This is a genomic window from Pseudomonas sp. PSB18 (assembly GCF_014596565.1).
GTDB lineage: Bacteria > Pseudomonadota > Gammaproteobacteria > Pseudomonadales > Pseudomonadaceae > Aquipseudomonas.
Genome location: NZ_NOIN01000007.1, coordinates 180,959 through 206,216, shown reverse-complemented (window position 1 = coordinate 206,216; position 25,258 = coordinate 180,959). Strand labels below are relative to the sequence as shown.

Annotated in this window: 17 protein-coding genes and 3 pseudogenes; 13 read left to right on the top strand and 7 right to left on the bottom strand. The window is 60.6% G+C overall.

Going from position 1 to position 25,258, the window contains the following annotated elements; all coding sequences use genetic code 11:
- Positions 1-55 precede the first annotated feature (55 nt).
- The 3 genes from CGA22_RS18130 to CGA22_RS18120 all read left to right on the top strand — a co-directional run bounded on the left by CGA22_RS18130 (position 56) and on the right by CGA22_RS18120 (position 3,752).
- Entirely contained in the window at positions 56-1,090 is a 1,035-nt protein-coding gene (locus CGA22_RS18130) for a histone deacetylase family protein (RefSeq protein ID WP_041021424.1), read from the top strand.
- 50 nt (positions 1,091-1,140) lie between these two features.
- Positions 1,141-2,193, top strand: coding sequence for an ornithine cyclodeaminase (locus CGA22_RS18125; RefSeq protein ID WP_041021423.1), 1,053 nt, complete (start codon positions 1,141-1,143; stop codon positions 2,191-2,193).
- Positions 2,194-2,336: 143 nt separating this feature from the next.
- Positions 2,337-3,752 (top strand): amino acid permease, encoded by a 1,416-nt coding sequence (locus CGA22_RS18120; protein WP_041021422.1) that lies wholly within the window; start codon positions 2,337-2,339, stop codon positions 3,750-3,752.
- A 188-nt stretch (positions 3,753-3,940) separates the two neighbouring features.
- Here the strand turns inward: CGA22_RS18120 and CGA22_RS18115 are convergent, their stop codons facing one another.
- Positions 3,941-4,834, bottom strand: coding sequence for a LysR family transcriptional regulator (locus tag CGA22_RS18115; RefSeq protein ID WP_041021421.1), 894 nt, complete (start codon positions 4,832-4,834; stop codon positions 3,941-3,943).
- Positions 4,835-4,933: 99 nt separating this feature from the next.
- Here CGA22_RS18115 and CGA22_RS18110 point away from each other — a divergent pair, with 99 nt between their 5' ends.
- On the top strand, positions 4,934-6,103 hold the full coding sequence (locus CGA22_RS18110; protein ID WP_041021420.1) for a mandelate racemase/muconate lactonizing enzyme family protein: 1,170 nt from the start codon (positions 4,934-4,936) through the stop codon (positions 6,101-6,103).
- A 103-nt stretch (positions 6,104-6,206) separates the two neighbouring features.
- Positions 6,207-7,514 (top strand): C4-dicarboxylate transporter DctA, encoded by a 1,308-nt coding sequence (gene dctA / locus CGA22_RS18105; RefSeq protein ID WP_041021419.1) that lies wholly within the window; start codon positions 6,207-6,209, stop codon positions 7,512-7,514.
- An 82-nt stretch (positions 7,515-7,596) separates the two neighbouring features.
- On the opposite strand, the gene CGA22_RS18100 is transcribed toward dctA, so the two are convergent.
- Positions 7,597-8,466: an NmrA/HSCARG family protein gene (locus tag CGA22_RS18100; RefSeq protein ID WP_188258666.1), complete on the bottom strand. Its 870-nt coding sequence runs from the start codon at positions 8,464-8,466 to the stop codon at positions 7,597-7,599.
- 123 nt (positions 8,467-8,589) lie between these two features.
- Here CGA22_RS18100 and CGA22_RS18095 point away from each other — a divergent pair, with 123 nt between their 5' ends.
- Positions 8,590-9,465 (top strand): LysR family transcriptional regulator, encoded by an 876-nt coding sequence (locus CGA22_RS18095; protein WP_041020381.1) that lies wholly within the window; start codon positions 8,590-8,592, stop codon positions 9,463-9,465.
- Positions 9,466-9,477: 12 nt separating this feature from the next.
- Here the strand turns inward: CGA22_RS18095 and CGA22_RS27540 are convergent.
- The 4 genes and pseudogenes from CGA22_RS27540 to CGA22_RS18085 form a co-directional block, all read right to left on the bottom strand.
- Positions 9,478-9,846: pseudogene (locus CGA22_RS27540) on the bottom strand (ATP-binding protein); the annotation flags it as partial.
- A gap of 519 nt (positions 9,847-10,365) precedes the next feature.
- Positions 10,366-10,701: pseudogene (locus CGA22_RS27535) on the bottom strand (response regulator transcription factor); the annotation flags it as partial.
- A 213-nt stretch (positions 10,702-10,914) separates the two neighbouring features.
- Positions 10,915-11,949, bottom strand: a pseudogene (locus CGA22_RS27530) (sensor histidine kinase); the annotation flags it as partial.
- A 1,302-nt stretch (positions 11,950-13,251) separates the two neighbouring features.
- A complete protein-coding gene (locus CGA22_RS18085) occupies positions 13,252-14,355 on the bottom strand; it encodes an ABC transporter substrate-binding protein (RefSeq protein WP_041024880.1) in 1,104 nt (367 codons plus the stop codon).
- Between the two features lie 276 nt (positions 14,356-14,631).
- Here CGA22_RS18085 and CGA22_RS18080 point away from each other — a divergent pair, with 276 nt between their 5' ends.
- Positions 14,632-16,485, top strand: a complete 1,854-nt coding sequence (locus CGA22_RS18080; RefSeq protein ID WP_041024879.1) for an ABC transporter ATP-binding protein — start codon at positions 14,632-14,634, stop codon at positions 16,483-16,485.
- A gap of 176 nt (positions 16,486-16,661) precedes the next feature.
- Here CGA22_RS18080 and CGA22_RS18075 read toward each other — a convergent pair whose 3' ends face one another.
- Complete coding sequence (locus CGA22_RS18075; RefSeq protein WP_041024878.1) at positions 16,662-18,227, bottom strand: carbohydrate porin; 1,566 nt, start codon at positions 18,225-18,227, stop codon at positions 16,662-16,664.
- A 168-nt stretch (positions 18,228-18,395) separates the two neighbouring features.
- Here CGA22_RS18075 and CGA22_RS18070 point away from each other — a divergent pair, with 168 nt between their 5' ends.
- From CGA22_RS18070 to CGA22_RS18045, 6 genes are all read left to right on the top strand, one after another.
- A complete protein-coding gene (locus CGA22_RS18070) occupies positions 18,396-19,670 on the top strand; it encodes an ABC transporter substrate-binding protein (protein ID WP_188258664.1) in 1,275 nt (424 codons plus the stop codon).
- Between the two features lie 21 nt (positions 19,671-19,691).
- A complete protein-coding gene (locus tag CGA22_RS18065) occupies positions 19,692-20,654 on the top strand; it encodes a carbohydrate ABC transporter permease (RefSeq protein WP_041022348.1) in 963 nt (320 codons plus the stop codon).
- A complete protein-coding gene (locus CGA22_RS18060; protein ID WP_041022347.1) occupies positions 20,651-21,493 on the top strand; it encodes a carbohydrate ABC transporter permease in 843 nt (280 codons plus the stop codon). The genes CGA22_RS18065 and CGA22_RS18060 overlap by 4 nt, the downstream gene beginning before the upstream one ends.
- Positions 21,494-21,519: 26 nt before the next feature.
- On the top strand, positions 21,520-22,659 hold the full coding sequence (locus tag CGA22_RS18055; protein ID WP_041022346.1) for an ABC transporter ATP-binding protein: 1,140 nt from the start codon (positions 21,520-21,522) through the stop codon (positions 22,657-22,659).
- Positions 22,656-24,179, top strand: a complete 1,524-nt coding sequence (locus CGA22_RS18050; protein WP_052435115.1) for a glycoside hydrolase family 32 protein — start codon at positions 22,656-22,658, stop codon at positions 24,177-24,179. The genes CGA22_RS18055 and CGA22_RS18050 overlap by 4 nt, the downstream gene beginning before the upstream one ends.
- Positions 24,180-24,243: 64 nt before the next feature.
- Positions 24,244-25,236, top strand: coding sequence for a LacI family DNA-binding transcriptional regulator (locus CGA22_RS18045; protein ID WP_041022345.1), 993 nt, complete (start codon positions 24,244-24,246; stop codon positions 25,234-25,236).
- Positions 25,237-25,258 lie beyond the last annotated feature (22 nt).

Here is a 25,258-nt window from a genome sequence, read left to right as displayed (position 1 = left end):
TGCAGCCCGGCCGGAACAGAATATTTGCACTGGCTCACATTAACGGATGCGCAGAATGTTTACAGTTTTCAGTGATTCCCACCGGTTGCACCACGGCACCGAATTGAAAGACGGCGTGCTCAAACCGTCTTTCGAACAGCCAAGTCGGGCCGACACTGTGCACAACCGCGTCAAGCAGGTTGGCCTTGGTCAGATCATCGAACCGCGCGCTTTTGACCGCTCGTGTTACGTCAACGCGCACAGCGAGCGCTACGTCAGTTTTCTGGAAAATGCCTGGAGCGAATGGTGCGCAACCGGTCGCACTCACGACGCCTTGCCGCTGGTATGGCCGGTGCGCGATCTGGCCGGCGAAGAGGTGCCAACGTTCATCGACGGCAAGCTCGGCTTCTATGCCATGGACGCCGGCTCACCCATTACCGCGACGACCTGGCAAGCCGTGAAAACCAGCGCCGATATCGCCCTCACCGGCCTGGCCCTGCTCGATGAAGGCCACGACAGTACCTTCGCCCTGTGCCGCCCGCCTGGCCATCACGCCGCGCGCGAATACATGGGCGGTTACTGTTACCTCAACAACGCCGCCATTGCCGCGCAACAGGCCATCACCCGGGGCGCCAAACGTGTCGCGGTGCTGGACGTCGACTTCCATCACGGCAACGGCACGCAGAACATTTTTTATCAGCGCAGCGACGTCATGTTCGTGTCGCTGCACGGCGAACCGGCGGTGTCCTACCCGTATTTCTCGGGTTACAGCCACGAAGTCGGCGCGGGTGTCGGCGAGGGTTACAACCTCAACTATCCCCTGCCGAAAAACACCACCTGGGAGAGCTACCGCAACGCCCTGCTCCACGCCTGCAAAAAACTCCAGCAGTTCTCGCCTGAAGTGCTGGTGATTTCCTTGGGAGTCGACACGTTCAAGGACGACCCCATCAGTCACTTCCTGCTGGAAAGTGATGACTTCATCGGCATCGGTGAACTGATCGCGAGCGTCGGCTGCCCGACCCTGTTCGTAATGGAGGGCGGCTACATGGTCGATGAAATCGGCATCAATGCCGTCAACGTACTGCACGGCTTCGAGAGCAAACGCAGCTGAGCCGCCCCACGCTCTACAGCCTTTCAATGTCTGGATCGGAGAATAAGAACATGACGCTTTTCATAGATGTCGATGATGCTGCACGCCTGTTCACCCAAGTCGGTATCCGCCGCGCCATCCGCGAAATGGCAGGCTACATCGAAGCCGACTACGCACGCTGGGCGCAGTTTGATAAATCACCGCGCACGGCTAACCACTCAACAGACGGCGTAATCGAGTTGATGCCGACCGACGATGGCCAGCAGTACTCGTTCAAATACGTCAACGGCCACCCCAACAACGGCCAGCAGAATTTACTGACGGTGATGGCCTTCGGGCTTCTGGCGGATGTGCAGAGTGGCTATCCCACCCTGCTCAGCGAACTCACCCTGACCACCGCCGTGCGCACCGCAGCCACCTCCGCGTTGGTCGCGCAATCGCTGGCTCGCCCCGGTGCGACCTCGATGGCCCTGATCGGCAACGGTGCCCAAAGTGAATTTCAGGCGCTGGCGTTTCATGAAATGTTGGGCATCAACGAAATCCGCATTTTCGATATCGATCAAGAAGCGTCCTTCAAACTGAAACACAACCTCGCGGCGTTCCCGGACATTGAAGTGATTCTGGCCAGCTCGGTGAAGGACGCGGTCAAGGGCGCGGACATCGTCACCACAGTCACCGCCGACAAAGCCTACGCAACCATTTTGACGCCCGAGATGATCGAGCCCGGCATGCACATCAATGCGGTCGGTGGTGATTGCCCGGGTAAAACCGAACTGCACGCCGACATCCTGCGCAACGCCCGGGTCATCGTCGAGTTCGAGCCGCAAACCCGCATTGAAGGCGACATTCAGCAACTGGAAGCCGATTCCCCAGTGGTCGAGTTTTTCCGGATTGTGCAGGGCGAAGTGGCCGGACGCGAAAACGATATGCAGGTGACGGTGTTTGATTCGGTGGGCTTTGCCTTGGAAGACTTTTCTTCATTGCGCTATCTCAACGACCTGGCTCGGGCACAGCAAATCGGCCAGCGCGTCCACCTGGTCCCGACGCCGGCCAACATCAAAAATCTCTTCCAACTGCTCGATCCGCCACCGGCCAAAGCCTCGCATCTACGCACCGTCGGTTGATCGGTGATGACCGCCCTTCGCCACTTGGCGAGGGGCCATTCACCCTCCAGGCATCGTTTTGATTAGCCGCTGCCTCTCTAACAAGAACGCTCGTCATCTACTTTCTGCCAAAACTCAAAAACATAAAATCAAGAGGTTTTGCAATGAAATCGAACCCTTCCGGGCTGCTTGAACAGCCCGCGCTGCAGCGCACGCTCAGCAATCGTCACATCCAGTTAATGGCCATGGGCGGTGCCATCGGGACCGGCCTGTTCATGGGCTCCGGGAAGATTATCGCCCTCTCCGGGACGTCGATCATCCTCATCTACATGATCATCGGTCTGTTCGTGTTTTTCGTCATGCGTGCCATGGGCGAAATGCTCCTGTCCAACCTCAACTTCAAAACCTTTGCCGACTTCGCCGGTGCCTACCTCGGCCCGCGCGCGGCGTTCTTTCTCGGCTGGTCGTACTGGCTGAGCTGGAGCGTAGCGGTGATCGGCGACGCCGTCGTGGTCGGCGGATTCTTCCAGTACTGGTTCCCTGATGTGCCGGCGTGGATACCCGCCGTCGGCATGCTGGCGACACTGTTCGCCTTGAACGTGCTCACGGTCAAGCTGTTCGGTGAGGTGGAGTTCTGGTTCGCGATCATCAAGATCATTGCCGTCGTTACCCTGATCGGCGTCAGCACCGTGCTGATTGCCAGCTCCTTCGTCTCCCCCAGTGGCGTCACCGCGTCCCTGAGTCACCTGGTGGACAAACAGGCGGCTTTCCCTAACGGCTTACTTGGCTTCTTCGCCGGATTTCAGATGGCGATCTTCTCCTTCGCCGGCACCGAGCTGATCGGCACCGCCGCCGCTGAAACCCGCTCGCCGGAGAAGACCCTGCCCAAAGCCATCAACTCCATTCCGCTGCGGATCATCCTGTTCTACGTCCTCGCGCTGAGCTGCATTATTGCCGTGACATCGTGGCAACAGGTTTCCCCCGTCAAAAGCCCTTTTGTCGAACTGTTCCTCGTCGCCGGGTTCCCCGCAGCGGCCGGTATCGTCAACTTCGTGGTGCTGACCTCGGCGGCCTCATCGGCCAACAGTGGCGTATTCTCTTCCAGCCGTATGCTGTTCGGGCTGGCGAATCAAGACAATGCTCCGGGTATTTTTCGGCGACTATCGGGCAACAGCGTGCCTCTGCTGAGCCTGGCCTTCACTACACTATTGATGCTGCTGGGTGTGCTCGTGCTGTTCATCGTTCCGGAAGTCATGACGGCATTCACCATCGTTTCCACCGTATCAGCGATTCTGGTGATCTTCACTTGGTCGACCATCCTCGCGTCTTACATTGCCTATCGCAAAAAGCGTCCTGAGCTTCATGCCAAATCTGCTTACAAGATGCCAGGCGGCGTCCCGATGGCATGGTTCTCAATGGCTTTTCTGGGCTTCGTTCTCTGCCTGCTGGCATTAAGACCTGACACCCGCGTTGCCCTGCTGGTCATGCCGGGGTGGTTCATATGGCTGGCAATTGCTTATCAGTTAACACGTAGGAGGAAGCCTGAAACCGCAGTTGAATCGGCAAGTCAATTCGGTTGAACTGCTCTAACGGGGCCTCTGCGCTGGAGGGCTGTCACAAAGAGACAGCCCTCTATTTGAATCGCTGAGCAGAGGTGTGCAGTGGCCATATCAACATTTTACTCAAGCTAAAAACACCGTCCCAGAGCCCTGACAAAAATGTTCTTCGGGGATCCGGATAGTCTCTGAACCCAAAGCAACGCAACACTTCATCTGGACGGCTGCGGATCCCTACCCGCCCTTCCCCAGAAATCTTCGGCTGCCTGACTGAGAGTCGCTTTTGGGCGGGTGAGGTGAATTTCCAGGGGTATATCCCAGCTTTCGTCGAGCGCTCTGACCAAGCGCCCATCCAGGATTTCCTGCTCGGTGAGGCTCTTGGGCAACCACGCCACACCTTTGCTTTCCAAGGCCATGGACATGAGCACCGCTGCAAGATGACTGCTGAAAAGTGGCTTGAGGTGAAGGTAGTCTTCCTTGCCACGCAGTCTGTGGGCAACGATGCGCCCCAGTCCGGACTCATGGGTGTAAGCGAGGTATGGCAACGCCGCAGGCGAGGTACCGAAATCAGCGGAAGCACTTGCGAGAGGCACGAGAACGTCCTCTCCGATCTTCTTGCTGATGAACTGATCAGGCGCCAGTAAAGGCGGAACGTCGGGATGGCGATGGCAGAGCAGAAACTGAACCTGACCATGTATCAGCATCTGCTCACAGGCAGCCATGCTGTCTGAATGCAGCTTCACGGCCTCAATTGGGGCGCCATTTTCCGAGCTTCGAAGCCACTTGGGGAAAAAGGTAAACGACAGCGAGTGAGTGGCCGCGAATTGCAGCGACCTGGCTGCCATTCCAGCGACCTCTTGCGCCTCGTTGCGCATTCGATACAGCTGCCTGGCCGCTTCCTGTGCACTGGGCAGAATCTGTCTGCCTGCGTCAGTCAGGGTGGCGCCTTGTGGTGTGCGCACGAACAACTCCACCCCCATCCAGTTCTCCAGTGAACGGACTCTGCGGCTAAAGGCCGGCTGAGTCACATGGCGTGCTTCAGCCGCGCGGACGAAGCTGCCGTACTCCGCCAGTGCTGAAAGATCTTCGAGCCAGACGAGTTCCAAGGGCCATGCCTCCTGTGCATAGGGTGCGGCATTAATAGCATTGGGCGGGTGATGTCGCAAAGCATAACGTGGCCTCACACATAACAAGAGGAACCCGTCATGCGTATCGTCGACATCCGTGAACAAACAGTGTCCATTGCCTCTCCGATTGCCAACGCCTACATCGACTTCTCGAAAATGACCTGCTCGGTCGTCGCTGTCATCACGGATGTGATTCGCGACGGCAAACCCGTCATCGGTTACGGCTTCAACTCCAACGGCCGCTACGGTCAAGGCGCACTGATGCGTGATCGCTTCCTGGCGCGTGTCACAGAAGCGGATCCCGACTCCCTCGTCGACCATGAAAACAACAACCTGGACCCGTTCGCCATCTGGAAAACCCTGATGACCAACGAAAAGCCAGGGGGGCACGGTGAGCGCTCCGTCGCCGTCGGCACCCTCGACATGGCGGTATGGGATGCGGTCGCCAAGATTGAAGGCAAACCGCTGTATCGCCTGCTGGCCGACCGTTACCGTGGCGGCGTGGCAGATGACAAGGTCTGGGTCTACGCAGCGGGCGGCTACTACTACCCAGGCAAGGATCAAACCAAACTCAAGGCAGAAATGCAGAGCTATCTGGACCGTGGCTACGACGTCGTCAAGATGAAGATTGGTGCGGTGCCGCTGGACGAAGATATTCGTCGCATCGAAGCAGTGCTTGAAGTGGTAGGCGACGGTCGTCGCCTGGCGGTCGATGCCAACGGTCGTTTCGATCTTCAGACCGGTATTGCGTACGCTGAAGCCATCAAGAAGTACAACCTCTTCTGGTACGAAGAGGTGGGCGATCCGCTGGACTATGCGCTGCAGGCCGAGCTTGCCAATCACTATGAACTGCCAATGGCGACCGGGGAGAACCTGTTCTCCCACCAGGATGCCCGCAATCTTCTGCGCCATGGCGGCATGCGCCCTGATCGCGACTACCTGCAGTTCGATTGCGCGCTGTCCTACGGGCTTGTGGAGTACATGCGCACCCTGAAGGTGATGGAGGAAATGGGCTGGTCCTCGCGCCGCGTGGTTCCTCACGGCGGTCACCAGATGTCCCTGAACATCGCCGCCGGCCTGCACCTGGGCGGCAACGAATCGTATCCGGATGTATTCCAGCCTTTCGGCGGCTTCGCTGACGGCATCCGCGTCGAGAATGGCTACGTTGGCCTGCCGGACATTCCAGGGGTTGGCTTCGAAGCCAAGTCTGCCTTGTATGCCGTCATGCGCGCGTTGGGCGAAGGCTGATCACCCTCGATCTGCGGCCTCGTTGGACGAGGCCGCGAATTCAGGCGTCCCCCACCGACGCTACACCACCTGCCCCATCACAACAATAAAATGAGGTGCTTCCGTGGAAATGTCCAAGTCCCGCTGGTATGGCCAGCTGTATGTGCAAGTGCTGATCGGCATCGTGATCGGTGCAGCAATCGGCTACTTCGTGCCTGATATCGGCGCCAAGCTCCAACCCTTTGCCGATGGCTTCATCAAACTGATCAAAATGCTCTTGGCCCCCATTATTTTCGGTACGGTCGTCGTGGGTATCGCGAAGATGGGCAGTATCAAAGAGGTCGGGCGCATTGGCGTAAAAGCGTTGATCTACTTCGAGATTCTTTCAACCATCGCCTTGGTCATCGGCCTGATCGTGGTCAACGTCGTCAAGCCTGGCGTAGGGATGAACATCAACGCCAACGCGCTTGATGCCAGTGCTATCAACAAGTACAGCCAGGCCGCCAATGAGCAAGGCGGCATCATCGAATTCTTTCTCAACATCATCCCCCAGACCTTCATTGGCGCATTCTCCAATGGCGTCATGCTTCAGGTCATCCTGCTTTCGGTTCTGATGGGTGTTGCCCTGGTTCAAATGGGCGAAACCAGCAAGCCGTTGATCAACACCATCGATCTGTTCCTGCAGGGCCTGTTCAAGGTCGTCGCAATGGTCATGCGCCTGGCCCCGATCGGTGCCGGCGCCGGCATGGCATTCACTATCGGCAAATACGGAATCGGCACCTTGCTGTCACTGGGCCAGTTGCTGCTGGCGCTCTACATCACCACCTTGATTTTCATCGTAGTCGTGCTGGGTGCAGTGGCCAGATGGTCGGGCATGCCGCTGATACAGTTCCTGCGCTATTTCAAGGATGAAATTTTCATCACGCTTGGCACCTGCTCAACCGAAGCTGTGCTGCCACGAATGATGGTGAAGCTGGAAAAGCTTGGCTGCAAAAAATCGGTGGTGGGCATGGTGCTGCCTACTGGATACACCTTCAATGCCGACGGCACCTGTATCTATCTCACCATGGCAGCCATTTTCATCGCCCAGGCAACCAACACGCCATTGACCTTCATGGATCAGATGATTCTGCTGGGCGTATTCCTGCTGACCTCAAAAGGCTCGGCTGGTGTGGCGGGTGCGGGGTTTGTGACGTTGGCTGCAACGCTCACGACCATCCACTCCATTCCTCTGGTGGGCCTGGTATTGCTCCTGGGCATCGACCGGTTCCTCAACGAAGCGCGGGCCGTGACCAACCTGATCGGCAATGGCATCGGCACCCTCGCCATTGCCAAGTGGGACAACTCGTTCGATGTCGAAGCCTGCGAACGTGAAATCGCCGCGATGAAGCACGAAAAGGCGGGAAGGAAGGCATCGCTGGCGGAAAAATAGTCCGCAAAGCGCCCGGTCATTCCGCTTCAAAACGGCTATGACCGGTGCTGCTGTCCAAGTCTCGTGCAATCAGGAAGTCGACCTACACCCCGGCAACCGCCTCGCGCACGAAGGCTTCATAAGTACGCAGGGGATGTCCAATGAGAGCCTGCAACCGCTCCACGGTGCCTTCGGCCGCTTGCATGCCAAGCGTCTGGATACCCTCCATCATCAGGCGCATGTCATACGCCAACCAGCTGGGACCGTACGCAGCCAATTGTGCCTCGAAGGCCGCTACATCATCACCGCCGTAGGCGATGTCACGCCCCAGGGTTGAACTCCAGATCTTCGCCACGGAGGCACCGGTCAATACCTGGGGCCCGACCAACTCCAGCGTCACCCGATCCAGGGCAGAAGGTGCCTTGTCGCGTCGCAGCAGCTCTGCGACGGCCACATCAGCGATATCACGGGCATCGATCATCGCAGCGCCCGCCGAGCCGATTGGCATCGGGTATACCGAGTAGTCCTGAATCGTCTGCAGGACCATGAGTTCGTTTTGCATGAAGTAAGCCGGACGCAGGATGGTCGCGGGGATGTCGAGGCTTTCGATCATGCGTTCAACCGTGTGCTTGCCGGTGAAGTGCGGAACATGGGTGAACGTGTCTGCATGAATCACCGACAGGTAGACGATGCGCTCGATGCCAGCCTCCCGAGCGAGGTTCAGCGTGATGAGCGCTTGGGTCACCTCATCGGGCGTCACGGCGTTGAGCAGAAACAGCGTACGCACCGACGCCAGCGCGGCGCGCATCGAGACGACGTCGGTGAGGTCAGCGACGACTTCAGTGACACCCGCCGGGAAGTCGCGCTTGCCCGGCTGGCGCACCAGGGCCTTGACTTCAGCGCCCGCGCTGGCAAGCCCTTGGGTAACGAGTGAACCAACAGTGCCAGTGGCACCAACAACGAGAATGCTCATTTTGAATCTCCTGCGTGAATATCTGGACGGGTCATTGAGATGACGACGAAGAGAAAGTATTCCGTTGCACTCAAGAAACAAAGACCACAAAATCCAGATACCTCGTTTCATATATGGAACACCATGAACCTGAACTCACTGACCGACTTCATCCTTGTCGCAACCAATGGGGGCCTGGGAAAGGCAAGCCGTGCGAGCGGCATTTCCAAAGCCACCTTGTCGCGACGCATCAGCGATCTTGAAGAGCAACTGGGTGTGAGGCTGATCGAGCGCAGTGCCCGCGGCCTGAAGCTGACCGAAGCCGGCGAGAGTCTGATGTCGCGAACGGAGGGCCTGCTGAACGAAGTCTCCGAAGCCATGACGGCGGCACGCGAAGGCGTTTCGACACCCCGAGGGCACTTGCGGGTAGCCGCCCCGGTCCTGTTCTCCCAGCTTGCAATGGGGCGCATTGGCGCCGAGTTCTGCGCGGCCTACCCGGAAATCGAGATTGAAGTCACGGCGGAAGACCGCGCAGTGGACCTTGTGGAAGAACAGTTCGACGTCGCCATCCGGATCAACCCGAGCCCGGACAGCAATCTGGTCGGACGGTGTTTCGCCAAGGACCGGCTGGTGGTCGTGGCTGCACCTGGAATCCCCAAGCCGGCGCCCGGCGCAATCAGATCCGTGCCCGGCATCGTCACGACGACTTTTCAGCCCACCCAGTGGAATCTCGACGCAGGACAACTGATCCTGGAGCCGATCCCGAAACTGCGCTTTTCGTCGTTCCTGATGGTCCGCGATGCAGCCATCGCCGGTGGCGGTGCGGCACTCATCCCACAGTCCATAGCATGGGGTCCGCTAGCGCGTGGCGAGTTGGTTCAATGGGGCACCGTATCGGGTGTGGAGCCAGCGCTGTGGATCTTGCATACCTCCAGGCGCCTTGCTGCGCCCAAGGTGCGCGCATTTGTCGATTTCCTGTGTGATAGATACCCGGACATGGCGCTGGTTCTGAATGGATAGAACCCCTTTGCCCTACTCGTACGCCCGCTTTGGCTCGGATTCTTCACTGGCGTTAGTGCCCTCAAGCGGGATATCGAGGATGAAGGTTGCGCCCTGACCGACGCCGTCGCTGTGCACGGTCAAGCTGCCGCCCATTTCCTGCGCCGCTAGCGCGCAGCTATGCAGGCCGAATCCGTGACCGTCTTTACGAGTCGTGAACCCATGGGTAAAGATCCGCTTCAGGTGCTCTGGCCCGATTCCATTGCCGTTGTCGGTCACCGTAATCCGCAGTACTGGCCCGTCTGCGAGGAAAGCGCCAAACGTGATGCACGGGCTGCGATCGCTCACGCCTTCCAACGCTTGCCTGGCATTGCGAATCAGGTTCACCAGAATCAGCAGTACCCGATGCCGGTCCAGTAACAGCAGGGGCAAGTCGGTAATGTCCTTGACCACTGTCACCTCCTGGCGCGCCAGTGATCCGGTACTCATGCGCAACGCATCGTCAATCAACTCAGGGACCGGAACCGCTTCGACGACACTGACGGCGATGGCATGGGACTGCTGGGCAGCGACAACGGTTTTGATGTGGTCAATCCCCTTGGTGAGCTGCCCGAGTTCTTCGATGATGCCCTGCTGCTCCGCTGTCACCACCTCCGCCAACTTGAGCAGGTAGCCGGGTAGCATCTTTCCTTTTTGGTCTCCGGTGAGAAAATCGCTCAGGTCATTGACGTGTTCGTTTAACAGTTGGGCCACCTTGCCCAGCCCTTGGGCTTTGGAGGCACGCATCTGGCGGCTGACCGTCTCTGCCGATACGTTCACGCTGTTGAGGATGTTGCCGACGTTATGCAGCACGGCAGTGGCAATTTCGGCCATGCCCGCCTGACGGGACTTTGCCTGCAGTTCCGTTTGCACGTGACTCATGCGTAGCGCCGCGCGAACGCGAGCCTTGAGCTCCAGCGGCGAGAAGGGTTTGGCGATATAGTCATCGGCGCCACTCTCCAGCCCGGAGACACACGCCTCGCTGCCGCCGCGGGCGGTCAACAGAATGACGGGCAAATGGGCGAAACCGGCGCTGGCCTTGATTCTGGCTGTCAGGCCAAAGCCATCGAGCTCCGGCATCATCACATCCGAGAGGATGACGTCGATTGGTCGTTGCTGCAGGACTGCCCACGCCTGTTCTCCATTAGTTGCAGTGGCGACGATGTAGTCGTCGTGCAAAAGTTCGCTGAGGTAGCTCAGCATTTCCGGGCTGTCGTCTACCACCAGTACCCTGGATTGCGCGACGTGTTCCGAGGGTTGCTCGTCGTTTGCGCCTTGGGCCGTAGCTCGGTCGTTGTGACTGCCATGGCGGCCATCATCGAACCGCAGGTGACGCTGTTCGGTGGTGATCGTTGTGCCCGGTGATGATCGCTCGCGCCCATCGCTGACTTCAGTCGGTACGGTGTTTGGCTCATCCCCCAGCGGTAGCCGGACAAAGAAGCACGACCCCCGCCCGAGCTCGCTGTTGACGCCGACTTCACCCCCCATCAGTTCGGCCAGATCCTTGACCAGGGCCAGACCGATGCCTGTGCCGCTGTATTGGCGCGTGGCGGAGTTATCGATCTGGGAAAAACGCTGGAACAGCAACGGCAGTTTGTCCGGCGCAATGCCAATGCCAGAGTCGTGCACGGCGAGTTCAAATCGCTCGCCGTCAAGCGCAGTGACTGCCAGGTGCACGGTGCCGCCAGAGGGCGTGAACTTGATGGCATTGCTCACCAGGTTGAGCAGAATTTTTTCGAAGTGCCGGGGGTCTACGAACACCGTACCGAGCGCGGGATCGATGCTGCAGGTCAAGGTGCAGCCTTTGCTCTCGGCCACCATGGCGGCATCTTCAGCAAGCACGCCAACCGCCTTGTTCAAATCAACTGGCGCCGGGCATAACTCAAACTTGCCCGCTTCGGCCTTGGAGAAGTCGAGGATGTCGTTCACCCGGTTCATCAGCCGCAGCGCGTTGCGTTGGGCGCGGTCGATTTGCACACGCCAGTCCGCCGGCGGGCTGGTCGCCGCCGAGAGCTGCTCCAGGGGGGCGAGAATGAGGGTCAGGGGTGTACGCAGTTCGTGGCTGACCGTGGCGACGAAGTCGCTCTTTGCCTGGTTCGCCGCCTCGGCCTGGTTGCGCGCCTGAATGAGTTCGACGGCCTGCACTTCAAGGATTTCGGTCTGCTGGTGCAGCGTGTCGGTCCGTTCGGCGACCATTCTTTCCAAAGAGGCCTGGACTTGCTGTCGTTCGGCTTCGGCCTCGGCCTCCAGCACCCGAATGCGCTGGGCATTCTCCTGGAACACCCGCACGGCGCGGGTCATGATCCCAATCTCGTCGCCGCGTCCGGCGCTGGCGATCTCGGCGTTCAGGTCGCCGGCCGCAAGCCGGCGCATGACGGTGGCCAAGGCCACGATGGGCTGCGCGACAAATCGCGACGTGCTCCAGGCGATGGCGCCGGCCAGCAAGATGGCGACGGCACCCGCCATCACTGTCGCCAGCATGCCGCGATCCTTGTGCACCAGGGCGTCGACGCGCGCTTCGCCAGCGAAGCGCGCAACCAGCAGGCCGGCGCTCCGTGCCTCGTTGCGCACCTGGTCGCGCGCGTCGCTCAAGGCGTTGCTCGCCTGATGGAACCTGGCGAATGCCGCCCGGTAGCCGGCAATCTGATCACTGACCGTCAGGGGTGTAGCTTCGGCTTGCAGCCCTACGGCCGACGGAAGCACACGAGAAAGACGCGAAAGCTCGTCCAGGATCTCGCCGACAGCGCCGGCGACCTCGGCCGACGGCGCCAGGCGAAACGACAACGTCTGCGCCTCCAGGGTGGCAACACGCTCGGCGAAACGCTTGGATAATGCGGCGGCGTTGTGCAGCAAACCGGTTGCCGCCTGAATGTCGTTTGCGTCATGACTAAGGTGTTCGTCCAGTTCACTCAATATGGCGTCTAGGCCCTCGACCAGATCCCCGACGGCGGCGAGCTGCCGCAAAGCCTCGGTTCCCCGAAGCTTGGGTGCCTCATCAAGGTGCTCGACCGCCAGGCTGGCGGCGGCGACCGCCGTCGCCAACCGGTCCAGGATCTCTCCCTCCTGCGGCGTCTCCATCACCTCGCGCAACTGCTCGATCACGGGCGGGAGTGCCGCGCAGGCATTGCGCGCTGCGGTAACGGCCGTCCCATCACCGGACACCAGGCTCTTGGCCACATTGGCGATGATGATCCCTTCACTGTTGCGCAGGATATCCAGGATACGGTGGGCGCTTTCGATGTTGCCCACCCGCGCCCCATGCTCATCGGCGCGGGCATCAAGCCCTTTCAATCCATCGGCGACGCCCTGCTCGATGAGCGTCGTGGCCTCTCGCATCCGGCCATAGTGGGCGGTCATGTTCTCCGTTTCGCCATCCATGGTCAGGGTCGCCGCCCGCAAGGCCGTGATCGCCGCGGCGAGCCTCTCCAGGCTCCCCTTGAGCGATTGCGCCTCTGCCGCCGGAATGGCCGCGAGTCCGGCAATCGCCGTCGCCACCAGGCCCTCGGCCTGAAGCAGGCTTTCCTGGTCGCGGGTGGCGATGAAGTTTTCCACCCGTCCGGTGGCACCGTTGACCGAAGCCAGGATTTCCGCGGAATGGCTGGCGGAGTCCACCGCACGGACCATGCCTCGCAGGCCGTAGAAGTTCACGACCGACACCGCCAGCATCAGGAATACCAGCGCGGCGACCGCCAGGCCGATCCTGACGGCAATGGGTCTGTCCCTGACGGATTTGAATATCGGCATGACGTCTCGCCTCCTCGCGCGCCGCTACTGCTTCGTAACGTCCGGCTGAGGCACCGGTGGCGCCGTCTTGCTGCTGGCCGCGTCGATCATTGCCGCAACGGACGCCTGGCTATAGGAAGGATTGGCGGCGCCGCCTACTGGCATGGTGGCGAGCCAGGTATCCAGGTCTTTCGCCTCGATGCGTACCAGTGGCACCTCGACGAACTTCGGCACCTGCTTGCCCGCCAGAATTTGTTGGGCCACCCAGAAACCTACCTGGGAGACGCTCGGGGAGGCAGAAACCGAGACGGTCTCGTAGCCATTGGCATCGCGTTCCTGTTTCCACAGGGCGAGTTCGTCCTGGCGGTTGCCCATGACGATAATCGGTAACGGGCGCCCCGCCGCCTTGAACGCCATGGCAGCACCATAACCATCGCCACCCTGGGTCGCGACGGCATCAATGCTTGGCAGCGACGGCAGCGCCAGTGCCACTTCCTTGCGTGCGACGGAAGTAGTCCAGTTGCCGTACACCGTCTTGGCAAACTTCAGCCCCGGATAGTCGCTGGCGGCCTTGTGAATACCGTCACTGATATTCTTATCGGTGGCATCGCCGGCAATGCCGCGAATCTCCAGCAGCGTTCCTTTTCCCTTGAGGCGCCCGGCGATGTAATCCATTTCCACGCGGCCCATAGCGGACCAGTTGTAGTCCACGGTATAGACGCAGCGTTCGGTGACCAGGCTGGCCATAACGACCACCACGATGCCGGCATTGCAGGCGTCCCGGATCACGCCATTGAGGGCCGTGTCGGACGCGGCCAGGATGACAATAGCGTTGACGCCCTTGACGATCATCTCCTGGATATGGGCCGCCTGTTCCGACGCGGAGTTATTGGCGCTGACCACCGGAGCCTCCCGGATCAAGCCATCCTTTTGCGCCTGGGCGGCAATCTCTTGCCAGTTGCGCACCATCACCTTGCGGAAATCACTGCCTGCGTAGGAATTGCTGAAGGCAATGCTATGGCTTGCGGTGGCGCCGCGGGCGATGCCGTCGTCGGCCGCTTGGGCTGGATGAGCGGCTATCAGCGCCAGTCCGGTCATACAGCCGGCGAAGCACCAATAATGCAATCGGGCATTAAAAACTGTACGCATAGGAACTCCTTTCCTCGACCGCCGATAGTTGAAACCCGTAGATTTTCCTGCAGTAGCGGTGAGCATAGTCCCGATTCAGATTGCTTCCTGCTGAAAGCCTACCGCCACTCGCTCACGCTTCAGGAGCGTCACTCCCTTGCAGCCAGGTTCATGCGCCCCGTGCTCTGTTACTTGCAACAAACACGTCAATCACACCGAACCCCTGCCCTGCAAAACCCTCCAAGCACACGTAAACTGGGAAAATCTTCTCAACTCGCCTTTTTTTCGGAGATCGCAATGCTTCGTGTGTTTGAACGAAGACTCGACCCCTTCCCGCCCGACGAGGCTCCACCGCCACCGGTTGGCCTGACGCGATTCCTATGGGCCTGCACCCGGGGCGCTCGGGGCTATATCCTGGTGTTTGCGCTGCTCAGTGCCGGCGTGTCGATCTACGAGGCCTGGCTGTTTTCTTTTCTTGGGCAGGTCGTGGACTTGCTCTCGACCTGGCAGGCCGGCGGTGATGCGCAGGGGCAGGAAAGCCGGGTGCTGTGGGGGATCGGCATCGTCCTGATCACCAGCATTGGATTGGTGGCGCTGCGGACCATGGTCCAGCACCAGGTCCTGGCGATCAATTTGCCGTTGCGACTGCGCTGGGATTTCCATCGCCTGATGCTGCGGCAAAGCCTTTCGTTCTTTTCCGACGAATTCTCCGGCCGCGTCACGACCAAGGTCATGCAGACGGCACTGGCCGTGCGCGAAGTCTTGTTCACCGTGATCGAAATCGCACCCGGCATCGGGGTGTACTTCATCGCGATCATCGCGCTGGCCGGCGGCTTCGCCTTGAAACTGATGCTGCCTTTTATTGCCTGGATCGTGCTGTTCGGGCTGGCCATGCTGTATTTCGTGCCACGCCTGGGGCAGGTTGGCCAGGAACAGGCCCATGCCCGATCGTCGATGACCGGGCGTATTTCGGATGCGTACACCAACATCACCACCGTAAAGCTGTTCTCGCACTCCAAGCGAGAAGCGCACTTCGCGCGCGCGGCGATGGAGGATTTCAAGCAGACCGGCTTTCGCCAGATGCGCCTGGTCAGCCAGTTCGAGATCGTCAATCAGGCGCTGGTGGTGGCCCTGATCCTTGGCGCAGGTGGCTATGCCTTGTGGCTCTGGCACCAGGGTGAAGTCGGCACCGGCGCGGTGGCGGCGATCACGGCCATGGCGTTGCGTATCAACGGCATGTCCCATTGGATCATGTGGCAGATGACCTCGTTGTTCGAAAGCATCGGCACCGTGCAGGATGGCATGGACACCTTGACCCGTGGCCCCAAGGTGCAGGATGCGCCGGATGCCGGCGTGCTGGTGCCCTCCGGCGGTGCGGTGACGTTCGACAACGTGAGCTTCAACTACAGCGGTGAGCGCCAGGTGCTCGATGGGCTTAGCCTGACGATCCGCCCGGGCGAAAAGATCGGCCTGGTGGGGCGTTCCGGTGCTGGCAAATCCACGCTGATCAACCTGCTGTTGCGTTTCTACGACGTGGACAGCGGTGAGATTCGCATCGACGGGCAAAACATCGCCCACGTCACCCAAGACAGCCTGCGCAGCGCCATCGGCATGGTCACCCAGGACACCTCCCTGCTCCACCGGTCCATCCGCGACAACATCGCCTACGGCCGTCCGGAGGCGACCGAAGCACAGATCCGCAGGGCTGCGGCCAATGCTCAAGCCGACGGGTTCATCAGCCAATTGAGCGACCGGCAAGGCCACACCGGCTATGACACCTTGGTGGGTGAGCGCGGTATCAAGCTATCCGGCGGCCAGCGCCAACGCATTGCCATTGCCCGGGTGATGCTCAAGAACGCGCCGATCCTGTTGCTGGACGAGGCCACCAGCGCCCTGGACTCGGAAGTCGAAGTCGCCATCCAGGAAAGCCTCGATGAAATGATGCAGGGCAAGACGGTCATCGCCATTGCCCACCGGCTGTCCACGATCGCGGCGATGGATCGGCTGATTGTCATGGATGACGGACGCATCATCGAACAAGGCACCCACGCCGAACTGCTGGCGAAAAACGGCACCTATGCGCGGCTGTGGCAGCATCAGAGCGGTGGGTTTCTGGGTGAGGATCAGGGGGTCGCCGAGGCCATGGTGTAAAAATGGCCTGCCCCAAGGCGGATACCATTCATTGTGGCGAGGGAGCTTGCTCCCGCTGGGCCGCGCAGCGGCCCCATCCCTTGGCTCGATCAGCCTGACACACCGAACCACTGGATTCCGGGCCTGCTGTGCAGGCCAACGGGAGCAAGCTCCCTCGCCACAGGAATGCCGATGGCCTAGAACCACGTCTCCATCTGAATCCCGTACTGCCACACACCACCGGCATTGAAATCCGTCTTGCCGAACGAATCCGAGGCGCTGTAACGATCCAGATCCGAAGACCAGTTCATGACGCTCGCGAACACCCGCAGTTCAGGACGCGTAAGCAGGTCGCCCAAGTCCGGCTTGAAGGTCGGCGCAACGGTGAATTTCCAGAAGTTGCCGTCCACCGCGTTACGTTGCATGTAGCCCTTGGGATCCAGGTCCATGGTCTGCCAGCTCATCTCGTAGGCCATTTCGAAATTGCTGTTGATCTCGTTGGCCAGTCGCACGTTCAGGGTCATCCAGCGATAGTCGTCGCCCTTGACGTAGCGGTCCTTGCTCTGTTCGGCCAGCAGGCTCGGGCCGATGCGCCAGCCGGGCGCAATCGGGGTTTCACCGTAGAGCGCCAGGCGCAGGGCCCGGGCTTCGTCGATCAGTTCGCCGTCCGCACCAATGTTCTTGACCTCCGCCCCCAGACCTTGTCCGTAGAGCAGCGCCGTCTTGAAGAAGCCTTCACGACCAAAAAAGCTGCGCTGATGATTCGCGATCATGCTGTGCAAGCCGGAATCCGCCGGAGCCAGGCCGGCTTGATTGGTGCGGGTGCTGAAATCGTTTTTCTTCGAGCCGATGCCGTTGAACATCCATTGCCACTGTCCGTTGGCAAAAAACTGGTTGGAGGTCAGCACATAGCTCTCCACGTCCGCATTGACTCCGCCTTCACTGAAATCCCCGTAGTTGCGTCCGATCAAGGAATAGTTCGAGCGCCAGTCCTTGCTCATCTGCACGTCGTAGATGCCACCGCCGGTACCGGCCAGATAAACGACGTCCGAATCCAGCCAATGGATATCGAAGTTGTCCCGGTCGAATCGCTTGCCTGCCCACAGGGTGGCCTTCTCGAACATCGGGTTGCCCTTGAACGCGGCGAGATGGTCGAGTTCGGTAAACACCTGGCGCACGTTCAGGTTGCTTTCTTCGGCGGTCCAGTCATTGGAGCTTTCCACTCCATCGGCAATGGAAACGGTGAATTTGGAACGGGTGCCGTTCTGCGCATACAGCTCTTTCGACAGGTCGATGCGCATGTAGGTGTCGTCCTCGTTGCCGAGTCGTCCGACCGCGCCCCCCACGGAACCGGCCGGCGTCGTATAGGGACCGCCGCGCCCTCCCCCCAGCCCATCGTTGATCAGCAATCCGGAGCGGGCGTAGCCCTTGAAGCTGAACCCGTCAGTGAGGTGCCCGCCGCTGCCGGCTTTTTCCAGGCTTTGCTGACTGGCTTCGAGTTTTGCCAGCCGTGCGTCCAAGGTAGGTACCACGGGGGTGGTCGCAACGGCGGCGGTCGGTTGCAAGCCGGGATGGGTGAGTTTGAGTTGCTGCAGCTCCCTGGCGAGTGCCTGGGCCTGTTGTTCGGCAGCGACGGCGCGCTTTTCCGCGGCGCTGGTGCGAGCCTCGAAGGCAGCCATGCGCTCTTCCAGCGTCGCGGCCTGGACAGTGGCCGCCGAGGTACCGAGCACGCCTGCAATGAGCCAGCTTGATGCTTTCTGCATGTGGATTTCCCTGTTTTGTTTTTATTGTTCTGTCTCGCGACCGACCTTTTTTCCATGGAGGGTCAATTGTCACATTCCACGAAAAAAAGGATGCCTCATCGCAAATACGCTGCTACATTTGGCGATGTTAACGTTAACTTTTATAAAAACAAAAATAAAGAGGGCTTTATGAAACGACTCAAATCGCTCCTTCCGGCAGCGCTGTTCAGCGTTTTTGCCGGGCTTCCCTGCCTTTCCAGCGCAGCCGATCTGACGATCTCCTGCGGTGCGGTGGGTGCGGAATTGCAACTGTGCAAGGAGGCTGTCGAGGCCTGGTCGAAACAGACCGGCCACAGCGTCGACGTGGTCTCCACACCTAACTCGGCAACCGAGCGGTTGTCGTTCTACCAGCAGATCCTCAGTGCGCAATCCAGCGACATCGACATCATCCAGATCGACATGGTCTGGCCGGGAATGCTGGCCAACCATTTGCTGGACCTGCGCGAGGTACTCCCTGCCAACGCGACCCAAGGCTACTTCCAGGCCCAGGTGGATAACGCCACCGTGAGTGGGCGGCTGGTCACGATGCCGTGGTTCACCGACTCGGGACTGTTGTATTACCGCAAGGATTTGCTCGATAAGTACAACAAGCAGGTCCCGCAGACCTGGGAGGAAATGACCGCTACCGCCAGGGCTGTGCAGCAGGCGGAGCGCAACGCCGGGAATGCCAACGCATGGGGCTACGTCTTCCAGGGTCGGGCCTATGAAGGCCTGACGTGCAACGCACTGGAGTGGATCAGCAGTCAACCGGACGGCGGCCTGGTCAATCCGCAAGGCGACATCGTGGTCAACAACCAGGCCGCACGAACTGCGTTGACGCTGGCGAAAAGCTGGATAGGCGATATCTCCCCCCGTGGCGTGCTCAACTACACCGAAGAAGAAGGACGTGGGGTATTCCAGTCGGGAAATGCCCTGTTCATGCGCAACTGGCCGTATGCCTGGGCCCTGGTGCAAAGTCCGGACAGTTCGGTGAAAGACAAGGTCGGGGTCGCGCCCCTGCCCCGTGGCGGCGCGACCGGCAGCCATGCCTCCACCCTCGGTGGCTGGGGCCTGGCAGTATCGCGCTACAGCGCCAGGCCCAAGCTGGCCGCTGAACTGGTGAGCTACCTGACCAGCGCTCAACAACAGAAGCATCGTGCGCTGGTGGGCGCCTACAACCCGGTTATCGAGTCGCTCTATCAAGACCCTGAACTGCTCGCGGCCATGCCGTATTACAGCCAACTGCACAGCATCCTCAACGATGGGGTCATGCGCCCCGCCGCTATCACTGCCGCCCGTTATCCCCGGGTCTCCAATGCGTTCTTCGACCAGGTCCACGGGGTACTGGCCGGAGAGTTGCCGGTCGATCAGGCGCTGGTCGACCTGGAAAGTGAACTCACGCGCATCAAACGCCGGAACTGGTAAGCCACAAGGAAGGAAATCACCATGTCTGTCTCTTCTGCCCACGCGCCCTGCGCCGAGCACCTGCCCGCCCGGGAAACGCCGGTACAACGTCGCCGAGTACGCGCCGCCTGGCTGTTCCTGGCGCCGATGCTGCTGTGCCTGACCTTGGTGGCGGCCTGGCCGCTACTGCGTACGTTCTGGTTCAGCCTGACCGATGCCAGCCTCGCGGGCACCACGGGCGGCACCTTTGTCGGCTTGAGCAATTATCTGTTCTACAGCGGCTCCGGCTGGTCCGGCGTGCTGGTGGATCCGCAATGGTGGAACGCGGTGCGCAACACCCTGCACTTCACCGTGGTGTCGGTGGGACTGGAAATGGTGCTGGGACTGCTGGTGGCGCTGTTGCTGAACGTTAACTTCACCGGGCGCGCCCTGGTGCGGGCGTTGATCCTGATTCCCTGGGCGATTCCGACCATCGTCTCGGCGAAGATCTGGTCATGGATGCTCAACGACCAGTTCGGCATCATCAATCACCTGATGCTGGGCCTCGGGCTGATTGACGCGCCCCTGGCCTGGACCGCAGATGCGCAGCTGTCGATGTGGGCGGTGATTATCGTCGACGTCTGGAAGACCGTCCCCTTTGTCACGCTGTTGATGCTGGCCGCCTTGCAGATGTTGCCGGGCGATTGCTACGAAGCCGCACGGGTCGACGGTATCCACCCGTTGAAAGTGTTCTGGCGGGTCACCCTGCCACTGCTGCTGCCGGCGCTGCTGGTGGCGGCGATCTTCCGCATTCTCGATGCCTTGCGGGTGTTCGACGTCATCTATGTGCTGACTTCGAATTCTTCGAGCACCATGAGCATGTCGGTCTACGCCCGCCAGCACCTGGTGGAATTCCAGGACGTCGGTTACGGCAGCGCCGCCTCGAGCCTGCTGTTCCTGGTGGTTGCGGTGATCGCCATCGTCTATCTGTACCTCGGGCGCCGCCAGATGGAGGTCCGCTCATGAACCGGCGACTGCTGAAAAAAGCGCTGTTGCGCCTCGGGTTCTGGTGCCTGATCGGGGTCCTGCTGCTGTATGCGGTCTTCCCGTTCTACTACGCCATCGTCACGTCGCTGAAGTCATCCACGGCCCTGTTCCAGGTGAGTTACTGGATCGACAACCCGGACTTTTCCAACTATGCCGCAGTGCTCCAGCAAGCCTCGTTCCTGCGGGCCATCGGCAATTCGCTGGTGGTTTCGCTGTGCGTGGTGGCCCTGGCGCTGTTCCTCAGCCTGACGGCTGCCTATGCGCTGGGCAGGGTCAAGTTTCGGGGCCGTGGCACGGTATTGATGCTGGTCCTTGGGGTCTCGATGTTCCCTCAGGTTGCCGTGCTGTCGGGGCTGTTCGAGGTGATACGGGCCCTGGGCCTCTACAACACGTCCTGGGCGCTGATCCTGAGCTACACGATTTTCACCCTGCCCTTCACCGTCTGGGTGCTGACGACCTTCATGGGACAACTGCCCCACGAACTGGAGGAAGCGGCAATCATGGACGGCGCTTCGCCGTGGGTCACGCTGACCCGTGTGCTGCTGCCCCTGCTCTGGCCGGCACTGGTCACCACCGGCCTGCTGGCCTTCATTGCGGCCTGGAACGAATTCCTGTTCGCCCTGACCTTCACCCTGACCGACACCCAACGCACGGTCCCGGTCGCCATCGCGCTGATTTCCGGCGGCAGCTCCCATGAACTGCCTTGGGGGTTGTTGATGGCGGCGTCAGTGCTGGTCACCGTCCCGCTGGTCATCCTGGTGCTGATCTTCCAACGCCGGATCGTTTCCGGACTCACCGCCGGCGCGTTGAAGGGCTGAGGCCCATAAAGACAAGGAACCTTATCGTGAGCAAATTGAAACTGCACAGCGTGAACAAACAACTGGGTGGCGCGCGCATTCTGCGCGACGTCAGCCTGGACATCGCCGCAGGTGAGTTCGTGGTGTTTGTCGGCCCTTCCGGTTGCGGAAAATCGACCTTGCTACGCCTGATTGCCGGACTGGACTCGATCTGTGCCGGCGACCTGCTGATCGATGGACGCCGGGTCAACGACCTGGAACCCCGCGAGCGTGGCGTTGGCATGGTGTTCCAGTCGTATGCGCTGTACCCGCACATGACCGTCTACGACAACATCAGTTTCGGGCTCAAACTGGCCAAGACCGAGAAGACCAGCCTGCGCGAGCGCGTGCTGAAAACCGCGCAGATCCTGCAACTGGACAAGCTCCTGCAACGCAAACCAAAGGAATTGTCGGGGGGCCAGCGTCAGCGGGTGGCCATGGGCAGGGCCATGGCGAGGGAACCGGACATCCTGTTGTTCGATGAGCCGCTGTCCAACCTGGATGCCTCCCTGCGCGTGCAGATGCGCAACGAAATCGCCCGGTTGCACGCCCGGCTGGGTTCGACCGTGATCTACGTCACCCACGATCAGGTCGAGGCGATGACCCTGGCCGACAAGATTGTCGTGCTCAACGGTGGTCGCATCGAGCAGGTCGGCTCGCCGCGTGAACTTTACGAGCGCCCGGCCAGCCGCTTTGTCGCCGGTTTCCTCGGCTCGCCCAGGATGAATTTTCTTGCAGCGTTTCTGCATGCGCCAGGGGAAACCAGCCTGGTGGAAAGCTTCGTGCTGGGCAAGACATCTCTGCCTTTCGACAGCTCCGGCCTTGCGGCGGGCACCCAGCTGACTCTGGGGATCCGTCCGGAACACGTGACACTGGAGTCCGCGCCCGGATCCTCCGGCGTGGTCGTGACCGGGGTCGAATACCTCGGTAGCGAAACCTATGTACACGTCGATACCGGCCAGGACGAGCCGTTGATCTGTCGTTGCGAGGTGAATGCCGGCTGGCAGGTAGGCGACCGGGTCAAATTGCGCCTGGAAACCGACAATCTGCACCTGTTCGATGCCGACGGGCTGGCCTTGAAGCGCCACGCCCTTGAAACATTGCCCGATGGCGTGCCACTGCGCCCGGCCCCCGCAGGCGCCCTATGACCTTGTCTTTGAATACCATGAACGCACCTATGCCCCCTGCAACCCTGTCCCCGGCCCTCGAACATGCGCAGCAGGCGCTGAGCGACGGCCTGTCCCGCGTCATCCAGGATTATCGCCCCGCCTATCATCTTGCCCCCGTGGCGGGTTGGATGAACGACCCCAACGGGGTGGTGTACTTTCGTGGCGAATACCATGTCTTCTATCAACACCACCCCTTCGAAGCGAAATGGGGACCGATGTATTGGGGCCATGCCAAGAGCGCCGACCTGGTTCATTGGCAGCACCTGCCCATCGCCCTGGCACCAGGCGATGACTTCGACCGCGACGGGTGTTTTTCCGGCAGTGCGGTGGTGTGCGGGGATACCCTGGCGCTGATCTACACCGGGCATGCCTGGCTGGGAGATGTGGGTGACGAAGGTCTGATCCGGCAAGTCCAGTGCCTGGCCACCAGTACCGACGGTATTCACTTCGTCAAGCATGGCGCGGTGATCGAACGCCCGCCCGAGGACACGATCATGCATTTTCGTGATCCCAAGGTCTGGAAGCAGGATGACCATTGGTACCTGATTGCCGGCGCACGTCTGGGCGACAGGCCGCTGCTGCCGTTGTACCGCTCAGCCGATCTGCACACCTGGGAGTTCCTCGATTATGCCGATCAAGGCGAGGAAGGCGATGGTTATATGTGGGAGTGCCCGGACCTGTTTCGACTGAACGGGCGCGATGTGCTGCTGTATTCCCCCCAGGGCATGCATCCCCAGGGTTACGAACGGCTCAACAAATACCAGACCGGTTACCGGGTAGGCCGGCTCGACAGCGAATGGCACTTCACCGGCGGCCCCTTCATCGAACTGGATAATGGCCATGACTTCTACGCCGCGCAGACACTGGAGGCCGCCGACGGTCGACGCCTGGTGTGGGCGTGGCTCGACATGTGGGAGAGCCCGATGCCGAGCCAGGCGCATCACTGGTGCGGCATGCTCGGCCTGCCCCGCGAGCTTGAACTGCATACCGACCGGCTGCGGGTATTCCCGGTGCGGGAACTGACCGACCTGCGCCAGGCGCCGCTTCCCGGCACGCCGCCGTGGGCTGGCACGGGCACCCAATGGCTGTCACACATCAGCGGCGACCGGCTTGAAATCCTCGTGCACTTGGACCTGCTCGGCTGCACCGACGGTCACCTGGGCGTCGCCTTGCGCTGCAGCACCGATGACGAAAATGCCGAACAAACCCTGCTCTACTACGATGGGGCCTTGCAGCGCCTGGTGCTGGATCGCAGCCGTTCGGGGGCGCAAGTCGACGGTCAGCGCAGCGTGCCGATAGACCCGACACTCGAACAGCTGGAGTTGCGCGTGTTCCTGGATCGGTCATCCATCGAGGTGTTCGACCAGAACGGACGCTTCAGCCTCAGCAGCCGCATCTATCCCCGAGCCGACAGCCTGGGGGTGAAGTTGCTGGCCAGCGGGAACGGCGGGCACGTCTCCATTCCCAGGGCATGGCCCCTGGGATCAGGCTGGCTATGAACGGTCGCGAGAAGCCCGGGCCCTGTGTCATGATTGCCCGTCAACCTGACGGGCCCCACTTCGCATGACTTCAGTGAAAGACGTTGCACAGCTGGCCGGCGTGTCCCTGATGACGGTTTCCAGAGCGCTCAACAATCCGGAAAAACTGAGCGCCGAAACCCTTCAGCGGGTACGGCGCGCCATTGATGAGTTGCAATTCGTACCGAGCCTGTCGGCGCGCAGAATGCGCGGCGACAACCTCCAGGCACGGACCATCGGTGTGTTCGCCCTGGACACTGCGACCACACCGTTCGCCGTCGAGCTGCTGCTGTCCATCGAACAGACCGCGCAGCAGGCAGGCTGGAACGTCTTTATCCTCAACCTGTTGAACAACCCACCCACCGACCAGGACATCGACCTGATGCTCTCGCACCGTCCCGACGGGCTGATCTTCAGTGCCATGGGGTTGCGCCAGGTGAGCATTCCCGAGCGCCTGAAAAGCAAACCACTGGTGCTCGCCAACTGCCTGGAGGATGACGGTCGCCTGGTCAGTTATGTACCGGATGACGAGAGCGGCCAGCACCGCGCCGTGCATCACGCCTTGAGCCTGGGCTATCGGCGTCCCCTGTGCATCAATCTGCCAAAACGCAGCGTTGCCTGGGGCCTGCGACAGGCCGGCCTGCAGCGTGCCTGCCAGGCATTCGGGCTGCCCCCGGAAGCACTGCTGCAATATGACCTTTCCGATCACGATGCCTATGGTGAAACGGCCGCCATCCTTGACCGGCACATACGCGACGGTCGCCCCGAGTTCGACATCCTGATCTGCGGCAACGACCGCATTGCCTTTTGTGCCTATCAATTGCTGTTGGGCCGTGGCCTGAAGATTCCCGGCGATGTGGCCGTGCTCGGCTACGACAACATGATCGGCATCGCCGAGCTGTTCATCCCGCCACTGACCACGGTGCAACTGCCGTACTACGAAATTGGCCGCCAGGCCGCCCGGCACCTGATCGAAACGCTGGAGGTCACGGGCACCCAGCCGGTGGATTGCCCGTTGGTGATCAGGGCGTCGCTCTAGACCGACGCCCCGCTCGCCCCCC

Bases quoted from the DNA above. Each gene is read 5' to 3' on its own strand.
- CGA22_RS18130 (WP_041021424.1), top strand. From the start codon at position 56: ATGTTTACAGTTTTCAGTGATTCCCACCGGTTGCACCACGGCACCGAA.
- CGA22_RS18125 (WP_041021423.1), top strand. From the start codon at position 1,141: ATGACGCTTTTCATAGATGTCGATGATGCTGCACGCCTGTTCACCCAA.
- CGA22_RS18120 (WP_041021422.1), top strand. From the start codon at position 2,337: ATGAAATCGAACCCTTCCGGGCTGCTTGAACAGCCCGCGCTGCAGCGC.
- CGA22_RS18110 (WP_041021420.1), top strand. From the start codon at position 4,934: ATGCGTATCGTCGACATCCGTGAACAAACAGTGTCCATTGCCTCTCCG.
- CGA22_RS18100 (WP_188258666.1), bottom strand. From the start codon at position 8,466: ATGAGCATTCTCGTTGTTGGTGCCACTGGCACTGTTGGTTCACTCGTT.
- CGA22_RS18095 (WP_041020381.1), top strand. From the start codon at position 8,590: ATGAACCTGAACTCACTGACCGACTTCATCCTTGTCGCAACCAATGGG.
- CGA22_RS18085 (WP_041024880.1), bottom strand. From the start codon at position 14,355: ATGCGTACAGTTTTTAATGCCCGATTGCATTATTGGTGCTTCGCCGGC.
- CGA22_RS18080 (WP_041024879.1), top strand. From the start codon at position 14,632: ATGCTTCGTGTGTTTGAACGAAGACTCGACCCCTTCCCGCCCGACGAG.
- CGA22_RS18075 (WP_041024878.1), bottom strand. From the start codon at position 18,227: ATGCAGAAAGCATCAAGCTGGCTCATTGCAGGCGTGCTCGGTACCTCG.
- CGA22_RS18070 (WP_188258664.1), top strand. From the start codon at position 18,396: ATGAAACGACTCAAATCGCTCCTTCCGGCAGCGCTGTTCAGCGTTTTT.
- CGA22_RS18065 (WP_041022348.1), top strand. From the start codon at position 19,692: ATGTCTGTCTCTTCTGCCCACGCGCCCTGCGCCGAGCACCTGCCCGCC.
- CGA22_RS18060 (WP_041022347.1), top strand. From the start codon at position 20,651: ATGAACCGGCGACTGCTGAAAAAAGCGCTGTTGCGCCTCGGGTTCTGG.
- CGA22_RS18050 (WP_052435115.1), top strand. From the start codon at position 22,656: ATGACCTTGTCTTTGAATACCATGAACGCACCTATGCCCCCTGCAACC.
- CGA22_RS18045 (WP_041022345.1), top strand. From the start codon at position 24,244: ATGACTTCAGTGAAAGACGTTGCACAGCTGGCCGGCGTGTCCCTGATG.